Consider the following 25,064-nt stretch of genomic DNA (forward strand, 5'->3'; position numbering starts at 1 on the left):
CCCCTTAAGAAGGGGAGTAGGGGTTGACTTTGAGAAGAATCTTGTCCCCCCCTTATTAAGGGGGGTTAGGGGGGATCAGATTCTACGGGATCTCATAAAAAATGAGTATGAGCTAAGATCCTAAATGAGTTCTATAGCCACGATTGGTTATCAGTAGATCCACTATCAGGGGGTGATTAACCTCAATATCATCGCTTTAATTATGCAATCCCCGTAGACGTGCGTAATCGAAATATTGGCAGTGGTTATCTGCGTTCATCGGCGTTTATCTGCCTTCATCTGCGGTAAAAAAAAGGCAAGAATCTCAAAATAACCCATAACCAATAACTATTTCCCAACCTTAACCCGATCGCCATCCTTAAGAAAACCAGCCCCAGTAACAACCACGCGATCGCCCGCCTTCAAACCCTTTTTAACCACCACCTTAGCAGCAGTCAAATCGCCCACTGCACCCCCCGAAATTTCCCCGACTTCCACCGGTTGAGCCTGCACCTTGTCCTGGCCGACAAGTTTGTAAACAATAGAACTGCCGTCAGATTGCGGCACAATAGCTTTAGCGGGGACTTTCAAACCTTGAGCCTTTGCCGTCGAAATCGATGCGCGCAAAAACATTCCCGATCGCAAAAACTCGCTTGCCGGCAAATCAATCTTCACCGTAGCTTGCCGATTTTGCGGGTCAACTACCGGCGAAATCTCTCGTACAGTTCCTGACAACTTAATCCGCTTGTCAGAATCCGAAGTAATTTGCACTGCTGTTCCCGGCCGCACTTGCGAAATCTGAGTTTCCGGTACTTTCAATTGTAGTTCCAGCTTGTTTCCCCGAATAATCGAAAATAGTTTTTGACTTCCCGAAGAAACATCGCCAACTCGACCAATTCTTTCAGCCACAGTGCCACTATCCGGCGCTCGAACAATAGTTTGTTCTAATTGAGTTTGTAACTGTTTGACTTGTGCATCATTGCTGCGGACACTTGCTGCGTTATTTCCGACATTTGCTCTGGCACTGCTGACACTCGCTCCTGCAGTATTCACTTTAGCACGAGCGCTGGCGAGAGCCGCTCTAGCCGTACTGATATTAGCTTCAGCAGTAGCTACTTTAGCAATAGAAGATTGCACTTCTTCCGCTGCTTTATTCTGTTCTTCCAAAGCTGTATTCAAGTCAGCTTTAGCTTTGTTCAAGTCTTGAACAGCAGTCTGCCGTTCCGTCTTTCGCCTTTCCAAATCTTGCTGACTTATTACTCCCTGAGTAGCCAAATCTTGGGTGCGATTTACTTCTCTTTGAGCTTGATCTAATTTAGCCTGAGCGGAGGCAATGCCGGCTTTAGCTTGAGTGACACCGGCTTTAGCTTGTTCCACACCGGCCCTTGCCTGCCCGACGCCTGTTCTGGCTTGCGCTGCGTCAGCGATGGCTTTTTCAACGCCAGCTTGGGCTTGAGCCACGCCGGCTTGGGCTTCTTGTTGAGCTGACTCGGCTTGCTGTACCTGAGCTTCGGCTTGTTCTACCGTAGAATTGGCCGATTGTACTCCTGCCAGCGCTTCGGCAATTTGCGATCGTAGCACCGAATCGTCCAAAACCGCCATCGTCTGACCTTTTTCTACCACATCTCCCTCCGCCACCAACACCTGCTTGATTTGCAAACCGTTGGCTTGTGGTAGCACCGGCAGCAAGTCATAGGCTGCCACGGTGCCTGTTGCTTCCAAAGTTTCACCCACCTCGGCAGATTCCACAGGCGCGACTGTCACAGTTTGATCCGTCGCCTGCTGAGTTGCCGATGGAATTGGAACTGCCGCAGGTGAACTCTGCTTGGCCCCAGTCAAGTTTACTGCTAGCAACGTTGCAGCAACACCAATCCCTGCGCCCGCCAACAAGGCAGGCCACCTGATTTCTTTGCGGGGCCCAACTTCAGTTGCTTCTGGTTCCCAAACCTGTTCCGCCTCGATTTCTGGAGCTTCCAGCGCAACTTCTCGTTCATCATCCTCACCGGAGAATTGCCAGCGAGAGTTGTCTGAGACTTCACTTCCAGCTACATCCACTGCTGAGATCCTGTCGTGCCCGCTCTCCACGGGGGGAAGGGGTTGCTTTTCTTCCGCTTCTGAAAAAACTTGATTGGTCACGGTAGTTCCTCTCGCCGCTATTAGCCTTTGGTTTTTTTATTGTAAAGAAAGATTGCGGTTTTTATATTGGATTCATTTTAGCGGATAGCCTCAGCAATCCCGCGTCCCCCTTTTGGGTGAGTGTGGCGCCGTTTCACCTTACAATTGCGAATAGATCGGAGTTTGTGCGATCGACCTTTAATTTGATCTGCCTGTGGGGCCTACTGAATATTAGCGTGATTTCCGAGCGTGGGGTCGATCGGGCTGGCATTGTCTCTCCCCAAGTGGCTTGGCCGTCACCTATCTATCAATGCTGAGAAAACTCAGTCTAATCTTGAACTGATTATTCCTAATCTATAGCAATCCTCGCATCATTTGTGAATTTCTTACTCCCTCCCCTTGATAAGGGGAGGGTTGGGGTGGGGTCAAAAATTTACGACTCCTGCAAGGATTGCTATATACTCTAATGTGTTTATTGTATAATACGGCACATCTGCTGAAAAATTTGTGCCACTTTATTTAAAAAAAATCAAAATGAATACTCTTTTTTCTCCCCTCCAACAGTTTCTAATTACTTGGCTGCTAGTGCTAGTGACGGGATGGTTTACCCTGACTGCTGTCAGTTACGTTGGGGAACTGGTCAGCATTTTAGTAACAGCGGGACTGATTGCATTTTTATTAAATTATGCAGTAAAAAGACTGGAAGTATTTTTGCCACGGGGAGTGGCGGCGGGGCTGGTTTATTTAACTGCGGGTGTGATATTAGTAGTAATCGGTTTAACTATTGTGCCGCCGGTGTTCAACCAAGCCAGCCAGTTGGGCGTGAGGTTCCCGGAATTGCTGGAGTCGGGGCGGCAGCAGCTAGGTGAATTTCAAGCCTGGAGTGCGGATCGCAATTTACCGTTTGACGTGCAAATATTGGAGCAGCAACTGTCAGCGAGAGTCCAGGGACAAGTCCAGGCGCTCGCCGGTACGGGTTTAGGCTTAGTTGTAGGTACTGTTAACTGGTTTTTGGACTTAATTTTTATTGTGGTGATTTCCTTTTATATGCTCCTAGACGGGCAAAGAGTGTGGCAGGGTTTGACCAGCATTTTTTCCCCAGAAATTCGCTATGTTTTAACAGAGACTTTGCAGCGAAACCTCCAGCGGTTTGTATCGGGACAGTTATTGCTGGGACTATTGATGGCCATCTCGTTGACTCTGGCTTTTTGGTGGCTGCGAGTTCCGTTTTTTCTGTTGTTTGCGGTATTTATAGGATTGACGGAAATAATTCCGTTTATTGGAGCAACTTTGGGAATTGGCACTGTTAGTATAATTGTAGCGTTTATTGATTGGTGGCTGGCGCTGCAAGTGTTGGTAGTGGCGATCGGTCTCCAGCAAATCAAGGATAATTTAGTAGCTCCCCGAATCATGGGCAATCTCACCGGATTGAGCCCGGTAATTATTTTCACAGCTTTGCTGTTAGGAGGTAGAGTGGGAGGATTGTTGGGAGTTATCCTGGCAATTCCGCTCACTGGAGTAGTAAAAAGTATAGTAGAAATTGTACTCAATCCCAAATTACCGCCCCAAACAGGCTCGTTTTTCTACAATCCTTTTAGCGGCGAAGAATTGGGGAAAATACCAGAAGATGAGACTAGAATAATCTTGGTTGCAGATGAACAAAAGTAGCAGGTGTACACTGTGCATTTTACTTGCGTAAGTCCTGTAGTTAGTCAACAGTCAACAGTCAACAGTCAACAGTCAACAATTCCCAATTTCAAAACTTATGAAATGGTGGCAAAATCTTAGAAACAATCCTCTAGCTCGGTTGGGAGCCGTGCTACTGTTAATTTTTTATACAGTCGCGCTTTTGGCCGAATTTGTGGCACCTTACGACCCCTACGACTCTAAATTAAACGGTTCATTGCTGCCGCCGACTCAGATTTATTTAACCACCCAAGACGGGCGATTTATCGGGCCCCACGTTTATCCGACTACTCAGGGCCCAGTGGATGCGAATACCGGCGCTCGTGAGGTAATTGTAGACTGGGGCAAGCCCTCTGCTGTCAGTTTATTTGTCAAAGGTTCCCCCTATAAATTTTTAGGATTTTTGCCATTAGAGAGGCACTTGTTTGGTACTACAGGAGAAGGTCAAATTAACCTTTTAGGGACGGACGAACAAGCTCGCGATCAATTCAGTCGCTTAGTACACGGCAGCAGAATTAGCCTCAGCATCGGTTTAGTAGGAATAGCAATTTCTTTCCCGTTGGGATTGTTTATCGGAGGAATATCGGGTTATTTCGGCAGTTGGATTGACAGTATATTAATGCGCTTTGCCGAAGTATTAATGACGATTCCTGGTCTTTATTTATTAGTAGCGCTAGCAGCAGTATTGCCGCCGGGATTGACAAGTGCTCAGCGATTTATATTGATTGTGCTGATTACTTCATTTATCAGTTGGGCGGGTTTGGCGCGGGTAATTCGCGGTCAGGTACTATCAATTAAACAGCTAGAATTCGTGCAAGCGGCACGGGCAATGGGGGCCAATCCAATTTATATTATTGTCCGCCACGTTTTGCCACAAACTGCTACTTATGTAATTATTTCTGCTACTTTGTCGGTTCCGGGTTTTATTGTGGCGGAGTCGGTTTTGAGTTTAATTGGCTTGGGAATTCAACAGCCAGATCCTTCTTGGGGAAATTTGCTATCCCTGTCTACTAATGCTTCAATTTTAGTGTTGCAACCTTGGTTGGTTTGGCCTCCGGCAACACTGATTATTTTGACAGTTTTGGCGTTTAATTTATTGGGGGATGGGTTGCGGGATGCTCTCGATCCGAGAAGCATTCAAAGGTAATTGGGACTGGGTAATTGGTAATGGGGAATTCAAATTTTTGTAGGGGCGGGTTCACCCAAATTTATATCATCAATTCCCAGAACTAAAAAACCCGCCCCCACCCATCGCAGATACTCAAAAACTTGTTCCGCAATCAGGCTTAATTGGTTTGGTGGGGGCGGGTTTATGAATATTTTGGATGTGAACCAAAGATTGTTGGTGAACCCGCCCCTACGAGATTTGGTAATACAAGGATAGCTCAAAAATACCAAGATTAGTTAAGGATTAACAGGTAAGCAAATGGTAAAAGTCGAACCCACACCCTCCTGACTTTTTACGGAAATATTGCCACCGATCATTAGGCAAAAAGGCTGGCTAATGGCTAGTCCCAAAGCGGTGCCACCGTACTTGCGCGTGGTAGAAGCGTCTGCTTGGGTAAAGGGTTGGAAAATGTGCTGCAACTGTGGGCTACAATTATCTTAAAGTATATACCTGCAATTTGCGGTAAACTTTTTTCAGGAATCTACTAATTATTCAAGTCCGATCGTGAAATTAGAACTTGCCTTAGCTCAATATACTGATGCTCTCGCTCACCTAAAATTGGCAAAGTCTGAACCCTCAGAAATAGCCATTCTCCATATTTTAGTTACTCGCGATGCGATCGAAGAAGCACTCAGCGAGAAAACCCAGCTTTCTGTGGAAAGTTTGGCTAAACTACTCGAATTGGACAACTTCCTGAAACAACAAGCCGATGCGATCGCCAGAGGAGCAAAATTAGCAGAATGGCGAGCTACATTTCACCCCTCCCCAGAAGCTTGGTGGTGGTTTCTCGAACCCACCTCCGAGGAGGAAGTTTCCCCCTCAAATCGCTTAGATTGGTTGTTCAACGCGCTGACAATCGCGGGATTGACGGGGGTAGGGGCCTATATGACAACCTTCGTTCAACTCTTTTCCACGGGAGGAATCAGCTTCGCTGAGACCTTTGGCCTGCTGGGACAAGGAGGGTTACTTCTGACGGTAATCCACACCTTGCAGGACACAGGACAAGAAAAGATTAAAAATCTGCTCCAAAAACTCAATATTTCTCCCCAGTTTCACAGTCAAGCAACCTTGGGAATTACCGCAATGTTATTGTTGGCTTCTGTGGGAGTCTATAACTCTTTGCCTCGGATTGGGGACTGGAACTATCGAGAAGGAAAAAAACTCTACGAAAGAGGTTTACTGGAAAAAGCCAAAGGGAAATACGAGCAAGCGGCCAAAATAAACCCCCATAATTGGGAGATTCCAATTGCCTTGGGACAAATCTACGAATCTTTAGGATCTATAGATTTAGCGACGACGGAATATGAAAAAGTGTTAAACCTAGGGGAGGCTCGCGCCTTTAATAATTTAGGTCGCGTTTATCTTAGTAAAGACGATAGAGTGACCGCTGAAACTTTACTGCGGATGGGATTACAACGGGTTAGGAAAGAAGATGCTCAACTCAACTATGAACTGCATCTAAACTTGGGCTGGATACTGCTCAAACAAAAACAGTATCAAGCGGCTGAAAAAGAAATCCGACAAGCAGTTGCTATTGACCAAACAATTGAAGGAAAACAGCTCGGTGGAGGGATGGCTTATTGCTTGCTAGAAGATGTTCTGGAAGAAAAAAAAGATACAAAAGAGAAACCCCGCTGGAGAAAAATGTGTTTGGAGAGTGCTCGTCCCGAAACGCTTGAGCAGTATAAATGGTTTATTGAAACTGGAAAACAAGATTTCGCCGATCAGATAGATACTACGGGAGTGGTGAATGGAGAATCTAACCCAAGTACACAGCCGTAATGAGTAAGATAAAAGTAAAAAATAAAACCTAAACACAAGGTTATGTTTACTTTTAGTTTCCCTACTTGGTTTGTATTCCCCTTTTTTTAGGGGAACTTCTTTTGTAAGGTGCGCCAGCATTCTTTTTTCTGAAATTGAATGCTCCGTGTGCCATCCACCCTAATTTTGCAGATTAACTGGCAACCATATCGTAAAAGTAGAACCAACACCATCCTGACTTTTTACGGAAATATTGCCACCCATCATTAGGCAAAAACGCTGGCTGATTGCCAGTCCCAAACCGGTGCCGCCGTACTTGCGCGTGGTAGAAGCGTCTGCTTGGATAAAGGGTTGGAAAATGTGCTGCAACTGGTCTGGAGTCATCCCAATTCCTGTATCTATACAATTAACAACTAAAAATTCGTTACTAGCAATTGAAAATTCTGAAGTCGCCGCCGGTTCAGAAGTGTTTTCTTGTTTTGCTTCGCTGCTGTCACCCGCAATTTTTTCTCGGCTGGCTGTGAGGGTAATTGTACCGTTTTGAGTGAATTTGGCGGCATTGCTCAGCAAATTTAATAAAATCTGCTGCACTTTGGTAATGTCACCGTGCATGGTGCCGATATTGCTAATTTTGTGCAAGTTGAGAGTGTTGCCGTTTTTCTCAATTAGCGGCACGGCGGTGGATGCTACTTCTTCAATCAAGGCGGCGATGTCGAAGGTTTCTAAGTAAAGATCCATGCGGCCGGCTTCGATTTTAGAAATGTCGAGAATGTCGTTAATTAGCGATAGTAAGTGTCTGCCGGAAGAGCGGATTTTGTCTAAATCTGGGATGAGTTCATCGTAACCCAATTCTTCGGTTTCTTCTTGGAGCATTTCGCTGTAGCCGATGATGGCATTCAGAGGTGTTCGCAGTTCGTGGCTCATGTTTGCCAAAAATGCGCTTTTTGCGGTGGAAGCGGCTTCGGCTGCTTCTAGGGCGAGTTGCAAGGCGGATTCAAAGACTTTTCGATCGCTAATATCCTCGACGCTGCCTTCATAGTAGAGTACCTCGCCGTTGGCGTCGCACACTGCACGCGCGCTTTCGGAAATCCAAATTACCTTGCCATCAACGCGGTAAACTTGTGACTCAAACCCCGAAACTTCTCCGAATTCTTCCATCACGCGCATAAACTTGTCGCCCTGCTGAGGATTGACGTAAGCTTGCTGTTTGATGTTGGTGAGATTTGATGTCAATTCTTCGGGAGTGGCGTAGCCATAGATGCGGGCTAAAGCTGGATTTACGCTCAAGAAGTGGCCTTCGGGGGTTCTTTGAAAAATGCCTTCGACGGCATTTTCAAAGATGCTGCGGTATTTTTGTTCTGCTTGACGCAAAGCGCTTTGTGTACGATCGCGCTCGCTGGCTTCGATCGCCAATGATACCAAATCTGCCAGGGAAGCAGCAAAATTTTGTTCTTCTAATGTCCAGTTACGAGGAGTTCCCACTTGTTCGATACAGATGACTCCCACTGTTTGTCCGCCGAGTCGCACTGGCGCATCTAAGGTTGATGTAGTACCCACTTTTGCAAAGTAAGATTCCCCAAATTCTCTGGTTCTAATATCTGAGAGAGCGTCCTCGGCTGCGATCGTCCGATGTTCTTCCAAAGCTTTAAAATAAGCTGGATAGTCTGCTGCTGCGAGCTCGGCGCCTTGGGAATGCTGTTCGCTGCTGCGGTGAAATTGGTCGAGACATTGCAGTTTCGATCGGCTTTCATCGTACAACCACGCGCCGGCTTTTTCTGTCTGTAGCGTATGAGCTGCTGCTTCGGTGATTTGCCTCAAAGCTACTTGCAAATCGCCTCGATACAGCGCTTTATTTCTTGCCAATTCTACCAAAACCGTATTTTGTTTGAGCAATTGTTTTTGCCTTTGGCGTCGCGCCGATTCGGCTCGCTTCTGTTCGGTAATGTCGCGGGCTACCACAATGACGGATTCTTCTGAAAGCGGTGAAATGCTGGCGGCAAAACAAACTTCGCGGTCGTCAATGGTTAAATTGTACTCGATACTGACAGTTTGCCGAGTATCTAAAGCTGCTCGGAGGTGGTTGAGAAAATTGTCGGCTCTAGCTTGCGGAAACACCTCTGTGAGTGTTTTGCCCACTAATTCTTCGATTGGTTTGTAGAGCAGAGAAAGATTTGTGGGGGCGATTTTTAAATAGCGACCGCTGCCGTCGAGAACTATAATTAATTCGTTCATAGCTGCAAACAAAGCCCGCAATTCTGCTTCTGCGGCTTCGAGTTCGGCAGTCCGCTCTGCTACTCGCTGTTCTAAACTAGAGTTGGTTTGTTCTAGGGCAACAAAAGACGATCGCAATTGTCTGGCCATTTGGTTGAAAGACTGAGCTAGGAGGCCGATCTCTTTGACGCCTTTGACTTCGACTTCGCCGTCTAATTCCGAGGATGTGAAGTCGGATGATGCCGAAATTTTTGTTAAAGCTTTGGAAGCTTCCAGCAATCGGCTAATCGGTTTGACAACCCAGCGAGAGGTGAAAATTCCGAGGACGATCGCCACTACGAACGCAAAAAAGCACAATAAGATAGTTGTGCGAGTGTTGGCGTTAATTTGCTCCATAAAGTCTGCTTCCGGGATTGCGATTACAATCAGCCAATCGAGGCCGCGGCCGTCTTGCAGGGGAGCAACGGTAATGAATTGACGTTTGCCGTCTATCTCGAAGGTAAACTGTCCTTGGCTGTTAATTTGTTCAAAACTACCAAATCGTTGTTGCAAGTATCTGGAAGCCGATCGAATTAGCAAATTTTTGCTCTGTGTCGCCAACAGCCGTTTTTGTCCGTCTTTGTCGGTGACAAAGGGCAATTCGTCTGTGGAACTGGCGACTATTTCTCCGCTGCGTTCGATCGCAAAAACTTGTCCAGACGGGCTAATTTTGATGCTTTTGAGAAAATCGCTGATTTGAGAAAGAGTCAGGTCAATTGCCAGTACCCCCCGCAGGCTACCCGTTTGGCTGTAGATCGGCCTGACCGGCGTAATCCCCAGAACTGGCGAGGCTGCGAAGGGGTATATGGGAGACCAAGTGGCTTTTCCTGACTGTTTAGCAGCTTTATACCACGGTCTAGTACGGGGGTCATAGGGGACGGTTTTGATTAGCTCAGTGCGATTTCCTTGGCTGTCCAGGCGATAAATTTGGCGGTTTGGAGCGGTTGATTCGTCTCTGATGTATACTAAGTCTTCTGCTTCTCTCTTGAGCAAGAGGAATCTGCCCTGTTCATCGCCGTAGTAGATGGTTGTATTTCGATCGCTCAGCTTGGTCTGGTTCCACAAATAGCGCTCTAAGTTGGGGAAGTCTTCCGGGTCTAAGTTTCCAGAGGCGATCGCAGCAGTATTCATTTGCAGGAATAAATGAGACACATCCCCAAAACTGCGGAAATTTTCTTTAGTTCTCGCTGCAACTTCCAAGCTTAACCTCGTAGCAAGGTCATTGACGGCTTTCTGGCCGTTGCGAAACGACAGCCATCCAGTCACGCCGACTGCTACGGAGATTTGCACCACCAGCGGTATCAACAAAACAAGGCTCAGTGACATCTTGGGCGAGCTTTTCATCACACAACTGCTCAGACTTTTCAATAACATTAATATTGTCACACCTACCAGGTTTGTGTATCGTTTGTCGCTTAAACTGAAATGTTGCACCATTCTCAATTAGCTTTTTATGAACAGGCTTTTGGGCCTGTTCCACAAAGAGTGAATTTTCTTGTGGAACAGGCCCAAAAGCCTGTTAAGCGAGAATGGTGCAATATCTCAGTTAAAAGAACCCTCGATATAAGTTACAATGCTGTACACAAATAGTGAAGTGCAGTGGCTGGCAGATCAAAACGGGGCTGAGGTTTCCACCGATACTGTAAAAAATTGTAATATTAATCATGCCACTACTTGCCTGAATGTGGCGATCGCTCTGCTGACTCCCGGTCAAAAAGTCACACCCCGTAAAAAAAGGAACTTTAGGCCCGTGCTCCCCACCCTGGTTGTCATCAGTCATTGCCAATTATTCAATTTTTTAATCTAAAATTTAAAATCTAAAATAAGCTCACTTTCTCCGGGTGGCCATTGTCGTCCTTACGCCTGCTTAATAAAAATTAGATTTTAATTTTTTCTACAGTGCGAGGACAAATGTAAAGTAGGTGACAATCGGCTGTTAAAAAATTTGCTATTAATAAGATAAGCCGCCAAAATCCCGTAGCGTAGCGGGGCGTAAGCCATCGACTACAAAGAGGATAATTAAAGCATCTGCATTTAATCAACGCCAGCAAAGTAAAGCGTTTTTGGCTTTTTTGGACGCTCGATATTTTGGCAAAATAATACTTCTGGAGGATGACATGAACTATACATTTGAAATCCTGGGCGTATCTCCAACTTTAACATTTTTTACCCAGCAGCAGGAATTGCTGCAACAAAAGCAGCCGTCCGGTGTAGAATACTTGGCAAACCGGAAGTGCACTCTCGATGCGTTTGTGGCATCCGTAGAGACAGTTTCTCCTAACCGCGGCTGGGATGTCGATCGAGTTGTAGACACCGTGATTAGTTTCTGGATGAACAACTCTGATAGCATCCAGTATTGGAGACACAGGCTGGAGGATGCCGGCAGCGAAAACTTGTTAGTAGCCAGAGTAGGCGATATCAAGTCTTTGCAAGCCGCCTTTGAATCGCTGCTGGGCGAATAGGAAAATCGCCAATTGCGAAAAAGTCGATCGACTTTTTCGCAAAAATCCACTCAACTGTCTATTCGCAATTCCCAATTCCCCTGATTCGCGACACAGAAGTCGCAGATATAAAATATCTGTTTCTTCCATCATCCATCATCCACCTGCCTGATGACTAATGACTAATGACTAATGACTAATGACTAATGACTAATGACTAATGACTAATGACTAATGACTAATGACTGATTTCTTCACAATTCCTAAATATTATGTCTCGTTCCAAAGCCCTGCAATCTTATATTATTGTCCGCTTGCTTCTGGCACCCCTAATGTTGTGGACAATCACCACAGCAGTATTTTTATTGTTGCGGGCCACTCCGGGCGACCCCATAGATGCCATTCTCGGCTCACGAGCTCCCGCAGCCGCCAAAGAAGCAATGCGAACCCAACTCGGCCTCGACGCCCCCCTGTGGCAGCAATATTTCAAATACATGACAGACTTATTCAGTCTGAACTTGGGAACCTCAATCACCACTCGCGGACAAACCGTGTGGCAAATTATCGGAGATTATTTCCCCGCTACAGTGGAATTAGCAGTTTGTAGCATGGCCATAGCTTTAATTGTCGGCATCAGTATCGGTTCCTTAGCAGCATCCCGCCCTAACACTATTTTCGATGCTGTCGGCCGTTTGTTTGGCATTATCACTTACTCGCTGCCGGCTTTTTGGGCCGGTATGGTTTTGCAATTAATTTTCGCGGTGCAGTTAGGATGGTTTCCCTTGGGAACTCGCTTTCCCGTGACATTCCCCGCCCCCGAAGGCTACACAGGACTATACACTATTGACAGTCTCCTGAGCGCTAACCCTGGTCAGTTTCTCACATCTTTGCATTATTTGGCACTTCCGAGTTTGACCTTGGGCATTCTTTTGAGCGGCATTTTCGAGCGCATTGTCAGAGTGAATCTCAAGCAAACTTTGCAAGCAGATTATGTCGAAGCAGCGAGAGCTAGAGGCATTCCCGAATTGCAGATTTTATGGGCTCACGCTCTAAAAAATGCACTAATTCCGGTGATTACTGTCTTAGGATTGACTTTTGCTGCACTGTTGGGCGGTGCTATTTTAACAGAGGTTACTTTTTCTTGGCCGGGGTTGGCAAATCGTCTTTACGAAGCGATTAGCTTGCGGGATTATCCAACTGTTCAAGGTATTGTGGTGTTTTTTGCGGCAATTGTCGTAATTGCCAGCATTGTAATTGATATTTTGAACGCTTACGTTGACCCGCGAATTCGGTATTAAAGGAAGTTATAGCCTTTCTCAGTAACATGAGGTGCTCTCGCGGGCATAGGGCATAGGGCATAGGGCATAGGGCATAGGGCATAGGGCATAGGCATAGGACTCGCCCCCATACCTCACAACGCTTGAGAACCGCTATAGTTGTTATTATATGATGTCCGGTCAATTAGCCTTTTTATTACGGGTAATTGACCGGACATCATACACCATACTGGCTCTTCCTTACTGTTCAAAACTATTGGTTTAAGTAGTTTAAAATCAACCTATTTTTGACTAAGAAAAACGGCTAAAATCAACTAAAACAAGACCATAAATTTTTGCTATATAAAAATTTATGCCATTATTTTCAGATAAATTAGCACAGTAACTAAGGAAGAGCCAGTATGGTGTAAAGTCCGCGCCTTACCACTACAGATGGTGTCAAAATAGATTCCTTGCGTCCAAGACTGTATCCCTTGTACCGCAGAATTCAAAACATCTGTGGCTTGACAACGTAAAACTCGTGTAATATACTGTAATTTATTGTACTTTTGTCAATTCTTACTGCCATGAAGCTAACTGCTGGTTGCTAACCCATCCCGATCGATTTTCAACGCTCTGTGCTTTAAAAACTACGAAATCCAGAGATTTGAATTGGGTAGCGACCTCTCGATCGTACTGCGATCGAGCGTCCAGCACTACGAGGACGGCTCAGCAAACCAAGATGGAGAAGAAATATGCAAAAGAAAGCAATTCTCAACGCAGCTAATTTGACCTGCGAAGTCGCACCCACACGGACTTTGTTCGCAGATATCACTGTGGCGATTCATGAAGGCTCGCGCATTGGCTTAGTCGGTCGCAACGGCAGTGGTAAATCGACCTTGCTCAAGCTACTTGCGGGACAACTAATCCCGCAGATTGGCACAGTCGCGAGGACAGGTAGTTTTTACTATCTGCCTCAAGTCAGTACCCTCAATCTGTCTGCATCGAATGAATTGGTACTGGACTGGATCGCTTCTCATTCGGATGAATGGTGGAGGGTGACGACGTTGCTAGAAGAGAAGTTTGCCTCGGAAGTCTCGCTATCTCAGGCTCTGGGCACAGTGAGCGGTGGAGAACTGACGAAACTTTGCTTGGCGATCGCTCTATCGAAGCAGCCTGATATTCTGTTGTTAGATGAGCCAACAAATCATTTAGACCTGTTAACCCTGGAACAGTTGCAGACAGCACTGCAAGAATTTTCTGGTGCTTTCGTTATTGTCTCGCACAAGCCGTTTTTTCTCGATCGCACCGTCGATACGATTTGGGAATTAACGCCAGCGGAGTTAAAGGTTTACGGTGGGAACTACTCCTTCTATCTATCGCAAAAAGAAATCGAGCATCAAGCCGCGTTACGCGCCCACGAAGTAGCGCGAAAAGAACTAAAGCGAGCGCAAACATCAGCATCTCAGGAACAACAACGAGCAGCCCAATCTCGCCAACAAGGTCGCAAACGTGCCGACAGCATTCCGAAAATTCTCGCTGGTGCGTTGAAGCGACAAGCTGAAGTAATGGCAGGAAGTGCTAAGAAAAAACATGACCTAGCCGTAGAAAAAGCAACTAATCAAGTTACCGCAACCAAAATCAGAACGACGAAAACAACCCGGATTAAATTAGAAGAATGCAGTCAAAAACACAAAAATTTAATCGATATTCAAGGTGCTGATTTAAGATTAGGAGAGCGCCGATTACTCAAAAACATTCAGCTTCATGTATCGTCAGACTCGCGCATTGCTATTACGGGAAAGAACGGCTCAGGAAAATCCTGTTTAGCTCAAGCCCTTCTAGGAATGGAGCGAACTCCAGCAATTTTAGAATCCGGTGAAATTGCCATAAAATCTGCCCTAAAATGGGTATATCTCGATCAAAGCTATGAAATTGTCGAGCGCTCTCGGACAGTCCTAGAAAATATGCAAATGGCAAACCCAAACTTAGACTATCAATTGCTGCGACAGCAATTAGGAAATTTTCTATTTTTTAATGATGAGGTGAACAAGCCTGCATCTGCCTTAAGCGGCGGTGAGTTAGCCAGATTAGGGCTGGCTGCGATCGGCATTTCTCAAATTGATTTGCTCATTTTAGATGAGCCAACAAATAATTTGGATTTGGAAACAGTGAATCAGATTGTTGATGGAGTCAATGAGTTTCAGAGCGCCCTCTGGGTCATTTCCCACGACCTCGACTTTCTCAGCCGCATTGGAATCACACAAGCCTACCAACTCCACAATGGCCAACTTCAGCCGCTGATCCATCAACCGCATGAGTTGGAACGTTATCATCAGGAATTACTTGAGATGCAAATGTCTTAATTCTGAAGCTCAGTGGCGCAGCCTACATCAGCAGGAGTAGCCAAAGCTCCTATTTTGGGAAGAAGACAATTTCTAGTTTCTGGGCAATACTGGATCAAACACAGTTCAACATTTGAGGAAACGCTGATGAGATTATTGCGAACAATCGCCGCTCTATCGGCGGCCTTGACCCCACTGATGGCTGAAGCTGCCTTTAGCCGTCCCATGCCGGGAACAGCCGATTTTCCCAGAGCCTCAAACCCCCAAGTAAATGTACCGGTTTGTTTCATCGAAACCCGAGGTGGCACAACTTTTGATTTAGTCAGCTTGTGCGGCAGCAATGCTGCTCCCCAAAACACTGCTCCGGGCAATGCTCCTGCAAATAACCCCAATGCAGCCACTCCTCCGCCTCCTCCCCCGAACCCCAACGCCATCACCAGAGATGCTGCCGGCACCCCGATAACTACTCCTGCAGGCACGGCAAATCCCAACAATCCCAACAATGCCAATCCGGGAACTTCGCCGAATACCAATCCCAACAATGCCAATCCGGGAACTTCGCCGAATACCAATCCCAACAATGCCAATCCGGGAACTTCGCCGAATACCAATCCCAACAATGCCAATCCGGGAACTTCGCCCGCAGGTACTCCCAATGCCAATCCGGGAAGTTCACCGAGTACCAATCCCAATAATCTCAATCCGGGAAGTTCACCGAGTACCAATCCCAATAATCCCAATCTGGGAACTTCACCGAGTACCAATCCCAATAATCTCAATCCGGGAAGTTCGCCCTATACCACTCCCAATAATCCCAATCTGGGAACTTCGCCGAATACCAATCCCAATAATCTCAATCCGGGAAGTTCACCGAGTACCAATCCCAATAACAGTGCGTCTCCCACGGGTGGAACTGCTGGTGACAGCAACAGCGATTTAGTTCCAAATCGCAATCTCAATCTTCCGAGAGTGCCGCCGAGTTCCTTTAGCCCCGGAGGTCTTGCACCGACTAGAGAGGCGATTGATGGCCCCCGCCAGTAATAGGCGAAGTGTCAGAACTTTTACAGAAACCGGGTTTCTCGGAAACGTTCTCTTTTTAAGGGATATTTCACCCGCGAGAAAGCCGGAATATTTATTTGCCTGCGTAATATTGCTCTTAGGTGCGATCGCCCTATTTTGTAGCACAGTAGCGAAATAAAAGTTAAGCTAAGAACTTGTAGACGCTATGGGCCAAGCACTCTTTTAAAACTGGCCAACCAGGTAGAAGCAGTGATAGATAGCCAGCTTCAATCCGTAACAGGATTAGTTATCAGAAAATAGGGTTTAAAACCCCGTCCTTCTAGGACGGCTTTAATTTCTTAAATCCATTCCTAAAAATCCGGAAATTTCTTGTATTTGTGCTAGACTAGAACAGTCAAGGTTAAACTCCTTTGCCATCGTGAAACGGAGACACACTTTTAGGCATAAATTGTTGGACCGAGAGCAGCGAAAACTCTTAAAACAGCTAGAGGATCGACGCATTCTCTTTACCAGAAAACAAATAATTTAGTTCATTTGTTAAGTAGGGTAGGGCATACCCGAACTCTAGGTTCGTATCCTAGTACGCTTTTGGAGATAGACCCTCTGGGGTTGCTGTGAATTAGGCTCGTCAATTGGTGTAATTGCACGGTTGAAAAGTTTAAAGATTGCCGAAAGGACATAGCGCTTAAAGGTCAGTCGATGAATTAAGAATCCCTACGCCTTTAGGCTAGGGAGTGTCAACAGCACAGGTTAAAATTATTACCAGGCGGGTGCTCGCCAGCTCCAAGTTCTCAAGCTAAACCATTAAACAGGCATATTTTTGTTAAGCCAGTGTGGTTTGGAAAGTACCGGCTGATAACATTAGCAAGACAAAATTAACCCGATTATTCGGAGGCTCTTCATGAGCAAAATATTTGTTTTAATAAATTGGAACAAAATTGCTCTAGACCCGATCCTCTGCGTTGGCGTAGCCCCCGTAGGGGCGGGCTTCGCTAACGCACTTGAGGAGTACATCTAGTGTCAAACTTAGTTCAACGCTTAGAAATAACCGCTCATCCGCAACTTGAAAAATCCCTCGGCTATCGAGGAGATAGTCGCTGGGTAGCTTGGCGCTGGGAGCCGGACATCGACCAACTTATTTCCAGCGACGGCAAAACAGTCGGCACTGGCAATAATATGGCTTGGCTGGTGTTTTTGCAGCACGATTTAGTCGATCCTGCGGTACAAGAGTACAACCTCGGCGAGGGCGATCGCTACTGGCTGCTTTTAGACACCGAAACTAGAAATCTCTACGTCGGTGAAGGGAAAACAGTTCAAAGTCTGCTCGAACAGCCGGAAAGTTTAGGTTTATTGGCCTGTCTCGATGGCGGGAATGCCGATCGACAAACTGGTGAAACTTGGCAGCAAACGCTATCTCAACTAACAGCAAAACCAGTTGTTCGCAACCTCACAAATGCCCTTCCTTTCGGTATCGCGGCTGCTTTGATAGGTGCTTTAGGCATCGGAACCGGATTGTGGGTAGTACCGGCAGTGCAGCAGAAACTAGCCGAAAAAACAGCTTTTGTTTCCCCAATTAGTTCTGGCGCCAACTGCGGGCTTGGCGGTTCCGACGATTTTTCAGCTTATATCGGTTCCTCAAGCGGAAACAAAGAACTTCATTTAATAGGCGTTTACGAAGCCAATGCGGATCACAAGAACCGAGATTTATCAAAAAGTGCGTTAGCGAAGCCCTCGGAGAGGATCGAAGTCAAAGTAGAACGCCGAAACAAGCCCATAATTCTCGCACTTTCAGCTTATGAACCCGTGCAATGGAACATTACCGCAGAACCGGGGGCCGTTATCGAAAAAATCATCGTTAACGGATACCACAACCAAACTGTTTCAGGAGTTTCGGGAATTCCAATTGAAGAGCACAGCTACGAAGAAACCGGAGACAATCTCGGCGACTTTATGTACAAGTGGGGTGCTACCCCTGACAGTTCCAATACTTCTTCCCTCGTGACTAAATTGGAACAGAAAAACGGCACCAGTTTAACTTCTTTTCAAGGATGCTACAGAGGTAAGAACTTTACGATTAAGTAAGAATTATTGATAATTTGGGGGTGGGGAAACGGTATTGCCCATTGGTGACAACTTAAGACTGAAACCATTGATAAATCTCGCTTGTAGCTAAGTCTCGATCCCCCTCGCATACCCCCTACTCCCCCTGGTTGTTGGGGAGTAGGGGTTGACTTTGAGAAGACTCTTGTCCCAGCCCCTACTCCCCTTCTTAAGGGCAGGGCTGTTTCATTTTCTTGTAGGGGCTGCCCCCCGTGGCAGCCCCAATATTTGAAACACCGATTCCCTCGTCCGTGGAGGGGGTAGGCACGGGGAGTAGGGGGTAGCACTACCCCTACAAAACGATGATTTCCCTGAGAATGAAACCACCCTGCCTTCGTAGGGGCGGTGCCCCCGTGCCCGCCCTTGGCGCCGGGATCTAACCTTAATACTCAAACAGCAGTCTGTGATTGGCTTTGACCTTAAGCTGTCACCAATGAGCACGGCGCCATGTCCTCGGTTACTCGCGAGGGTAATTTCATCATCCAATCCCGTTGATTTTACCCGTTTCCTCCGTTGCCTTATTTGGTTTTTCACCACTTTGTTGATGTTGATTCAATGGTGTACATTTTGAACTGTTATTTGACAAGCTTATGTAATGACTGTATCATAAACTATTAACTTTAATTTTTGATTCCCTAAAATAACAATGCTAACAAACTTAGGATCGTGGATTAAATAACTTCCGTAGGTTGGGTTGAGGAACGAAACCCAACAATCAAGCTTGGGGTTGGGTTTCGTTCCTCAACCCAACCTACAAAAAATGCAAGTTCTTTAATTCTCATTCCTTAAGATGAAATACTGGTACGAAACGCTCGCAGTAGCACAGCGAATTTTAATTGAATTGGGGAGGCGGCGACGCAGCTTAGTCTTGTGGAGTATTTTTCCAGTTTCTATCTTGCTAATTAACGGTTTAATTTTAAAAGAACGCGCTAATCTCAGCACAGCAAAAGCCTTTGAAACTGCTGCACCTGCAAGCTTAGTAGGAGCGGCTTTATTTTTTAGCTGTCTCGGTGGTAGCGTAGCAACCGTAGTAGCAGAGCGAGAACAGCATACCCTCAAACGCTTGTTTATTTCCCCGCTGAGCGGCACTTCCTACTTTTTAGGAATTTTCCTGGCTCACAGTTGCATCGGCATCGGTCAGGTGATTTTAGTATATACGATCGCCTCTTGTTTAGGAGCACAATTTCAAGGCTCTATTCTGTTAGGATCTGCGATTATTCTGCTCAGTATTGTATCTTATGTAGGTGTAGGCTTTATTCTCGGCACCCAGTTTGCGAGGCGCACTGAAGATGTCAACTCGCTAGTAGCGGCTTTCGGCGTTCCTTTGTTGATTTTAGGAGGCGCATTTTTGCCTACTTCGCTGTTTCCCAAAAGTCTGCTGGAACTCGCCCAGTACAATCCAATCTATCACATGAACGAAGCGCTTATGGGCGTGTGGGCTGACGGCAAAGATTTGGCTGATATTTCCGAACACTTCTGGTATTTATTCATATTTTCTATTGCCATGATTGCAGGTGGATGGCTTTCTTACCGCAGGATGCTGAGAGTAGAAAGAAGACTTTGAAACTATCTCATTATGTCGCAATACAGTTCAGTTAACACTGTTAATTCCCCGGAGATCCCCCTAAATCCCCCTGATTGTTGGGGGACTTTGAGCAACTTCTTGTCCCCCCCTTCGTAGGGGCGGTGCCCCCGTGCCCGCCCTCTTGGCTAGGGGGGATCAGTCTTATCTGAACCGTATTGCATTATGTCCTAATTATTCATCTCTCTCTTCTCTGACTCTGCGCCCTCTGCGCTCTCTGCGGTTTAATCATTCAGAAACAACCCTAAATATATAAAATAATACGGAGAATTAAAGCAGTGCTGCAAATTGAAAAGCTAAATAAGTCCTATGGCGAGCGTTCAGTGCTTAAAGATTTAACACTGCACATCCAAGCTGGAGAAATTTACGGTTTGCTGGGGCCAAACGGGGCGGGCAAAACTACAACTATCAATATTTTATGTAATTTGCTAAATGCCGACAGCGGCAAAGTTTCTATCAATGGCGAACCTGTTTCCGACTCTACAAAATCCTTAATCGGTGTAGCGCCCCAAGAAAATTTGCTTTACAAAAGCCTTAGCTGCGAAGAAAACCTCAATTTTTTTGCTCAAATTTACGGCTTAGAGCGCAAGCAGCGGCGCTATCAAGTAAGACACTGTTTGAAAGCAGTTAATTTGACAGATAGAGCTACAAGCCCTGTGGAAACTTTGAGCGGAGGAATGCAGCGCCGTTTGAATATTGCGGTGGCTTTGGTACACCAGCCTAAATTAGTAATTTTAGATGAACCGACAACGGGTTTAGATATTGAGGCTCGCTACGAAATTTGGGAGTTAATCCAGCGCTTGCAATCGGAAGGAATTACAATTTTGCTGACAACTCATTTGTTGGATGAAGCTGAGCGGCTGTGTCAGAGAATTGGGATTTTGAAAAATGGCAGTATTGTGGCCGAGGGCAGTTTGGAGGAGTTGCAAAAACTGATTCCTGCTCAAGAAATTATCGTGGTAAAAACCGACGAAGAAGCTGAAGTCATCGCCCGCGCTAAACAATACAGTTTCATTCCCCGCCGCTACGGTAGCGATTTAGCTTTTTGGCTGCCGGAACGTTTAGAATTAAAAGAAATTATTTTGCTGTTCGACGGGATTTCTATTGATTCAATCGCTCGGTATCCGGTGCGGTTAGAACATATTTATGTAGAAGTGACAAAACAAACTGTATCCTAATCCGCGTCCATCTGCGTATATCCGCCCGGTGCGCTTCAAAAGCCAAAGAAACCGGGTTTTTTGCCATTTTTGCCGACCGTAACGCAGTATCTCGCAAAAACCCGGTTTCTGGCCACCCGTGCGTCCAAGACTAAACTAAATTCATCTGCGTCCATCCGCGTATATCCGCCACCATCTGCGGTCAAAAATTCCAGAGTAATTAACAAAGGCGATGTCTAGGTTGTAAAAATATCGTCAACTTTTATGCTGTCTGGCAAAATAGCCAATAAAATTCCGCTAAAAAAAATAAACTCTCATACCCACAGCCTCTCTTGGATGCCTAAATTATGTCCTCATGGCAAAGATCCGACTTTTCCGACTTTATGATCCGACTTTTCCGACTTTACAGAGGCAGGGGCCCTAAGCAACGATAGAGATAGGGGAAAGCCAACCCACGATGTCTAGATTGTAAAGATATCGTAAACCTGGATGTTGTGTTGCGAAGTGTTAAATAAAAATATGGTATAAAAGATATATCTGTGGTATGATAGATTTAGGTTGCATCTCATGTTATAGAACCCCATTCCCACGGGAAGCCAGTGAAAGCCCACTTCATATCAGGACTACCCCGCTCAGGCTCTACTTTACTGGCTGCACTACTACGACAAAATCCCCGGTTTCACAGCGCTATGACTTCCCCTGTCGGGGGCGCAAGCTGAGCGAATGTTGGAAGCCATGAGCGAAGACAATGAGTTTTCCGTATTTATTTCACCGGAACAAAAACGGGCACTGATTGTGAGCATCTTTTGGGCTTATTACCACCCGCAAGCTGACAAAGAAATTATCTTCGACACCAATCCCCTGTGATGCAGCAAGTTGCGATTAATTCGGGAACTATTTCCTGAAGGAAAAGTGATTTGCTGTGTGAGAAACATCGCTTGGATTATGGACAGCATTGAGGTGACGATTTACCAATATTTATTGACTATTTAACTCCCCGGTAGTTGTAAATATTAATATTACGAGGCGACTGCCAACAGCAACAAATGGTTTTGAATAAAGACAAGTCTTACCGATGACAAATTCCCGCGAAACCACCCCAGATCCCAAAATTACCATCGTGATTCCGGTGTATAACCGGGAACGCTACCTACCAACAGCTATTGAAAGCGTTTTAGGACAAACCTATAAAGATTTTGAATTGTTGATTTGGGATGATGGTTCTACAGATACCTCGCTGGCAATTGCCAGCCGATATGCACAGCGAGACAGTCGTATTCGCGTTATTGCAGCACCCCATCAAGGCGTATCTCACGCTTTGAAAGGAGCTTTTGCTGAAGCGAAAGGAATGTACATCGGTCAAGTAGATAGCGATGATATTCTTGATTGGAGAGCCTTAGAGCTAACCGTTCCTATTTTAGAAACTTATCCCGAAGTAGGGCTGGTTTATACGGATTATTTAGACATCAATCAAAACGGTCAAATTTTGGGACTAGGACACCGATGTTCTATACCTTATTCTAAAGACCGAATCTTGATTGATTTTATGCTCTTTCACTTTCGATTAATTCGTCGCTCGGTGTACGAACAGGTAGGCGGAGTTAATTGCGAAGAATATGAAATAATCCCAGACTACGAGCTCTGTTTGCGACTGACAGAAATCACTGAAGTCCATAAAGTTAGCCAGCCACTTTATTACTACCGACACCACCCGCAAACCATATGTAAAACAAAGCATATCCAGCAAATACTCTTGTGTCAAAAAGCGATTAACCAAGCTTTGGAACGTCGGGGGATGTCAGAACGCTATCAACTTAGAGTAGAAGTTCAAGCCCGTTTTTTTGTCGAAGAAAAACCGATTGAATCAGTCAAGTGTAGGGGCCCAGACACCGAAATAAGACCCAGCTAGGGTTTGAGAGATTTTGTTCTCTTATACTCCGCCGCGAAAGTGACAGAAGAGGAATATTATCTATGCTTCTTACAAAAGACGCTGGTAAACTCGCCCCAACAAAACCAAACTATAAACCTTATTTCAATCACAACTAGAAAAGAAAATGACTCTAACTGCCAAAAATATCCTAATCATTGACTCAGCCATTGAAGACCGCCAGACTCTCCTTGACGGCGTAATCTTAGGCACAGAAATTGTCATTCTCGACGCTCACCTTGATGGGATAATACAAATTACCCAAGCCTTAAAAGATCACACCGAGATTGACTCGCTACATATCGTTTCTCACGGTTCCCCTGGATGCTTGTATTTGGGCAAAACTCAACTGAACCTTGACACTCTGGAAAACTACAGCAGCCAACTGCAACAATGGCGACCTAGCTTCACAGAAACAGCCACAATTCTTTTATATGGCTGCAATGTTGCTGCTGGGGATGGCGGAGAAGAATTTATCCAAAAACTGCATCAAATAACCAGGGCTGAAATAGGCGCTTCCGCCCAACCCACCGGCAACGCAGCATTAGGAGGCGACTGGGAACTAGAGGTGAAAACGGGAGAAGGTAAAGCGCCTCTGGCATTTGACGCAAAGGCACGACAAGCTTATGCGGGAGTGTTGGCGATTTTTAAAGTCAATAGCACGGCTGATGATGACAATGACCCTAATAACGGCTACACCCTGCGGGAAGCCATCGTCGCCGCGAACAGCCTACCGGATGAGGACACTATCGACTTTGGAGAATTGTTAGGTACCAAAACTATCATCCTCACAAGTCTCCTACCCACTCTCACCACCGACATTATTTTTAATGGCACGGTAGCGAATCCACTCACTATTAGCGGTGCCGATAATTACCAGATATTCAAGGTCACCAACAATGCCACCGTCAGCTTCAACAACTTCATCCTAGCCGATGGCAGAGCACGGGGTACTAACGGCGGCAACGGCAACTTCGGCGGCGGCGGCGGCGGTGCAGCGGGAATGGGAGGTGCCCTGTTTATCGACAGTGGCAGGGTGACGGCAAGTGGTGTCACTTTTAATAATAACCAGGCGCTAGGTGGTGACGGCGGCTTCGGCGCCGGCTTGGCCGGGGACGACGGCAGCGACGAATTGGCCGGCAAGGGCGGCGGCGAGGGCGGCGGCAACGCCGGCCAATTCGGCGGCTTCGGCGGCAGCGGCGGCTTCGGCAGCGGCGGCGGCGGCGGTGGCTACGGCTTCGACGGCTTCGACGGCGGGGGCGGCTTCGGCGGCTTGGGCGGCGGCGGCGGCGGCGGTGGCTACGGCGTCGGCTTGGGCGACGGCGGGGGCGGCAGCGAGGGCTTCGGTGGCTTCGGCGGTGGCTTCGGCGGCGGCGGCGGCGGCGGGGGTGCGGGTTTGGGAGGTGCTGTGTTTGTCAAAGCTGGCACTCTCGACCTGATTAATACCACCTTTACGAATAACAAAGCCACAGGCGGATTGGGGGGATTGGGCAAGAGTCCGGGTGTAAATGGCCAGGGTAAGGGCGGGGCAATTTTTGTCTACACGGGCGCAAAAGTTAACTTCCAAACTCTACCAACTTTTGAGGGTAACACCGCCGCTAACGCCAATACTGACCCCAATACTAGCGATTTTCCCGCTGATAACGAGGATGTCTACGGCACAATCCTGTTAACGATTAAACCGAATACTCCTCCAGTTGTAGCTACTGCGCTTACTGATACTTCTGCCACTGTAGACAAAGCATTTAGTTACAGTTTCCTTAATACCACCTTCACCGATGATGAAAAAGATCCTCTCACTTACAGCGCTACAAAAGAAGATGGAACTCCATTACCGACATGGTTAACTTTTGACCCCGCAACTCGTAGCTTTAATGGTACGCCTGCGACATCAGACTTAGGTAATGTCAATGTAAAAGTTAGTGCATCCGATGGAAAAGCATCAACGGGTGATGTCTTCGTCTTAACGGTATCCGAGAAACCGAATACTCCTCCAGTTGTAGCCAGCGCGATTACTGATACTTCTGCCACTGTAGACAAAGCATTTAGTTACAGTTTCCTTAATACCACCTTCACCGATGATGAAAAAGATGCTCTCACTTACAGCGCTACAAAAGAAGATGGAACTCCATTACCGACATGGTTAACTTTTGACCCCGCAACTCGTAGCTTTAATGGTACGCCTGCGACATCAGACTTAGGTAATGTCAATGTAAAAGTTAGTGCATCCGATGGAAAAGCATCAACGGGTGATGTCTTCGTCTTAACGGTATCCGA

Annotated in this window: 18 protein-coding genes and 1 pseudogene; 15 read left to right on the forward strand and 4 right to left on the reverse strand. The window is 46.4% G+C overall.

Annotated elements, in window-relative coordinates; genetic code table 11:
* Positions 1-327 precede the first annotated feature (327 nt).
* Complete coding sequence (locus QUB35_RS33525) at positions 328-2,115, reverse strand: efflux RND transporter periplasmic adaptor subunit (protein ID WP_333146478.1); 1,788 nt, start codon at positions 2,113-2,115, stop codon at positions 328-330.
* A gap of 513 nt (positions 2,116-2,628) precedes the next feature.
* Between QUB35_RS33525 and QUB35_RS33530 the strand changes: the two genes are divergently transcribed.
* Both QUB35_RS33530 and QUB35_RS33535 read left to right on the forward strand, forming a co-directional pair.
* Positions 2,629-3,762: an AI-2E family transporter gene (locus QUB35_RS33530; protein WP_333146480.1), complete on the forward strand. Its 1,134-nt coding sequence runs from the start codon at positions 2,629-2,631 to the stop codon at positions 3,760-3,762.
* 97 nt (positions 3,763-3,859) lie between these two features.
* The gene (locus QUB35_RS33535) at positions 3,860-4,927 is read left to right on the forward strand and encodes an ABC transporter permease (RefSeq protein ID WP_333146483.1); all 1,068 of its coding nucleotides are present in this window, start codon (positions 3,860-3,862) and stop codon (positions 4,925-4,927) included.
* A 257-nt stretch (positions 4,928-5,184) separates the two neighbouring features.
* Here the strand turns inward: QUB35_RS33535 and QUB35_RS33540 are convergent.
* Positions 5,185-5,370, reverse strand: a pseudogene (locus tag QUB35_RS33540) (ATP-binding protein); the annotation flags it as partial.
* Positions 5,371-5,452: 82 nt separating this feature from the next.
* Here QUB35_RS33540 and QUB35_RS33545 point away from each other — a divergent pair.
* The gene (locus tag QUB35_RS33545) at positions 5,453-6,730 is read left to right on the forward strand and encodes a tetratricopeptide repeat protein (RefSeq protein ID WP_333146487.1); all 1,278 of its coding nucleotides are present in this window, start codon (positions 5,453-5,455) and stop codon (positions 6,728-6,730) included.
* A 159-nt stretch (positions 6,731-6,889) separates the two neighbouring features.
* Here QUB35_RS33545 and QUB35_RS33550 read toward each other — a convergent pair whose 3' ends face one another.
* Entirely contained in the window at positions 6,890-10,303 is a 3,414-nt protein-coding gene (locus QUB35_RS33550; protein ID WP_333146489.1) for a PAS domain S-box protein, read from the reverse strand.
* A 229-nt stretch (positions 10,304-10,532) separates the two neighbouring features.
* Between QUB35_RS33550 and QUB35_RS33555 the strand changes: the two genes are divergently transcribed.
* The 8 genes from QUB35_RS33555 to QUB35_RS33590 all read left to right on the forward strand — a co-directional run bounded on the left by QUB35_RS33555 (position 10,533) and on the right by QUB35_RS33590 (position 20,881).
* Positions 10,533-10,766 carry a hypothetical protein gene (locus QUB35_RS33555; protein ID WP_333146491.1) on the forward strand — a complete coding sequence of 78 codons (234 nt, stop codon included), beginning with the start codon at positions 10,533-10,535 and terminating at the stop codon, positions 10,764-10,766.
* A 310-nt stretch (positions 10,767-11,076) separates the two neighbouring features.
* Positions 11,077-11,421 (forward strand): hypothetical protein, encoded by a 345-nt coding sequence (locus QUB35_RS33560; RefSeq protein ID WP_333146493.1) that lies wholly within the window; start codon positions 11,077-11,079, stop codon positions 11,419-11,421.
* Positions 11,422-11,672: 251 nt separating this feature from the next.
* Positions 11,673-12,698 (forward strand): ABC transporter permease, encoded by a 1,026-nt coding sequence (locus QUB35_RS33565; protein WP_333146494.1) that lies wholly within the window; start codon positions 11,673-11,675, stop codon positions 12,696-12,698.
* Between the two features lie 713 nt (positions 12,699-13,411).
* The gene (gene abc-f, locus QUB35_RS33570) at positions 13,412-15,022 is read left to right on the forward strand and encodes a ribosomal protection-like ABC-F family protein (protein ID WP_333146495.1); all 1,611 of its coding nucleotides are present in this window, start codon (positions 13,412-13,414) and stop codon (positions 15,020-15,022) included.
* Between the two features lie 12 nt (positions 15,023-15,034).
* Positions 15,035-16,042 carry a hypothetical protein gene (locus QUB35_RS33575; RefSeq protein ID WP_333146497.1) on the forward strand — a complete coding sequence of 336 codons (1,008 nt, stop codon included), beginning with the start codon at positions 15,035-15,037 and terminating at the stop codon, positions 16,040-16,042.
* A 996-nt stretch (positions 16,043-17,038) separates the two neighbouring features.
* The gene (locus QUB35_RS33580; RefSeq protein WP_333146499.1) at positions 17,039-18,103 is read left to right on the forward strand and encodes a hypothetical protein; all 1,065 of its coding nucleotides are present in this window, start codon (positions 17,039-17,041) and stop codon (positions 18,101-18,103) included.
* 808 nt (positions 18,104-18,911) lie between these two features.
* Complete coding sequence (locus QUB35_RS33585) at positions 18,912-19,685, forward strand: ABC transporter permease (protein ID WP_333146501.1); 774 nt, start codon at positions 18,912-18,914, stop codon at positions 19,683-19,685.
* 296 nt (positions 19,686-19,981) lie between these two features.
* Positions 19,982-20,881: an ABC transporter ATP-binding protein gene (locus QUB35_RS33590; protein WP_333146503.1), complete on the forward strand. Its 900-nt coding sequence runs from the start codon at positions 19,982-19,984 to the stop codon at positions 20,879-20,881.
* Positions 20,882-20,916: 35 nt separating this feature from the next.
* Here the strand turns inward: QUB35_RS33590 and QUB35_RS33595 are convergent, their stop codons facing one another.
* On the reverse strand, positions 20,917-21,087 hold the full coding sequence (locus QUB35_RS33595; RefSeq protein ID WP_333146505.1) for a hypothetical protein: 171 nt from the start codon (positions 21,085-21,087) through the stop codon (positions 20,917-20,919).
* A 372-nt stretch (positions 21,088-21,459) separates the two neighbouring features.
* On the opposite strand from QUB35_RS33595, the gene QUB35_RS33600 reads away from it, so the two are divergent.
* The 4 genes from QUB35_RS33600 to QUB35_RS33615 form a co-directional block, all read left to right on the forward strand.
* Positions 21,460-21,579 (forward strand): sulfotransferase, encoded by a 120-nt coding sequence (locus tag QUB35_RS33600; RefSeq protein ID WP_333146507.1) that lies wholly within the window; start codon positions 21,460-21,462, stop codon positions 21,577-21,579.
* A 16-nt stretch (positions 21,580-21,595) separates the two neighbouring features.
* A complete protein-coding gene (locus tag QUB35_RS33605) occupies positions 21,596-21,727 on the forward strand; it encodes a hypothetical protein (RefSeq protein WP_333146509.1) in 132 nt (43 codons plus the stop codon).
* Between the two features lie 208 nt (positions 21,728-21,935).
* On the forward strand, positions 21,936-22,769 hold the full coding sequence (locus tag QUB35_RS33610; protein WP_333146511.1) for a glycosyltransferase: 834 nt from the start codon (positions 21,936-21,938) through the stop codon (positions 22,767-22,769).
* A 145-nt stretch (positions 22,770-22,914) separates the two neighbouring features.
* On the forward strand, positions 22,915-25,064 hold a 2,150-nt coding region (locus tag QUB35_RS33615; protein ID WP_333146513.1), incomplete at its 3' end, for a DUF4347 domain-containing protein.

It is taken from the genome of Microcoleus sp. B13-B6 (assembly GCF_036705405.1).
Taxonomy (GTDB): Bacteria; Cyanobacteriota; Cyanobacteriia; order Cyanobacteriales; family Microcoleaceae; genus Microcoleus.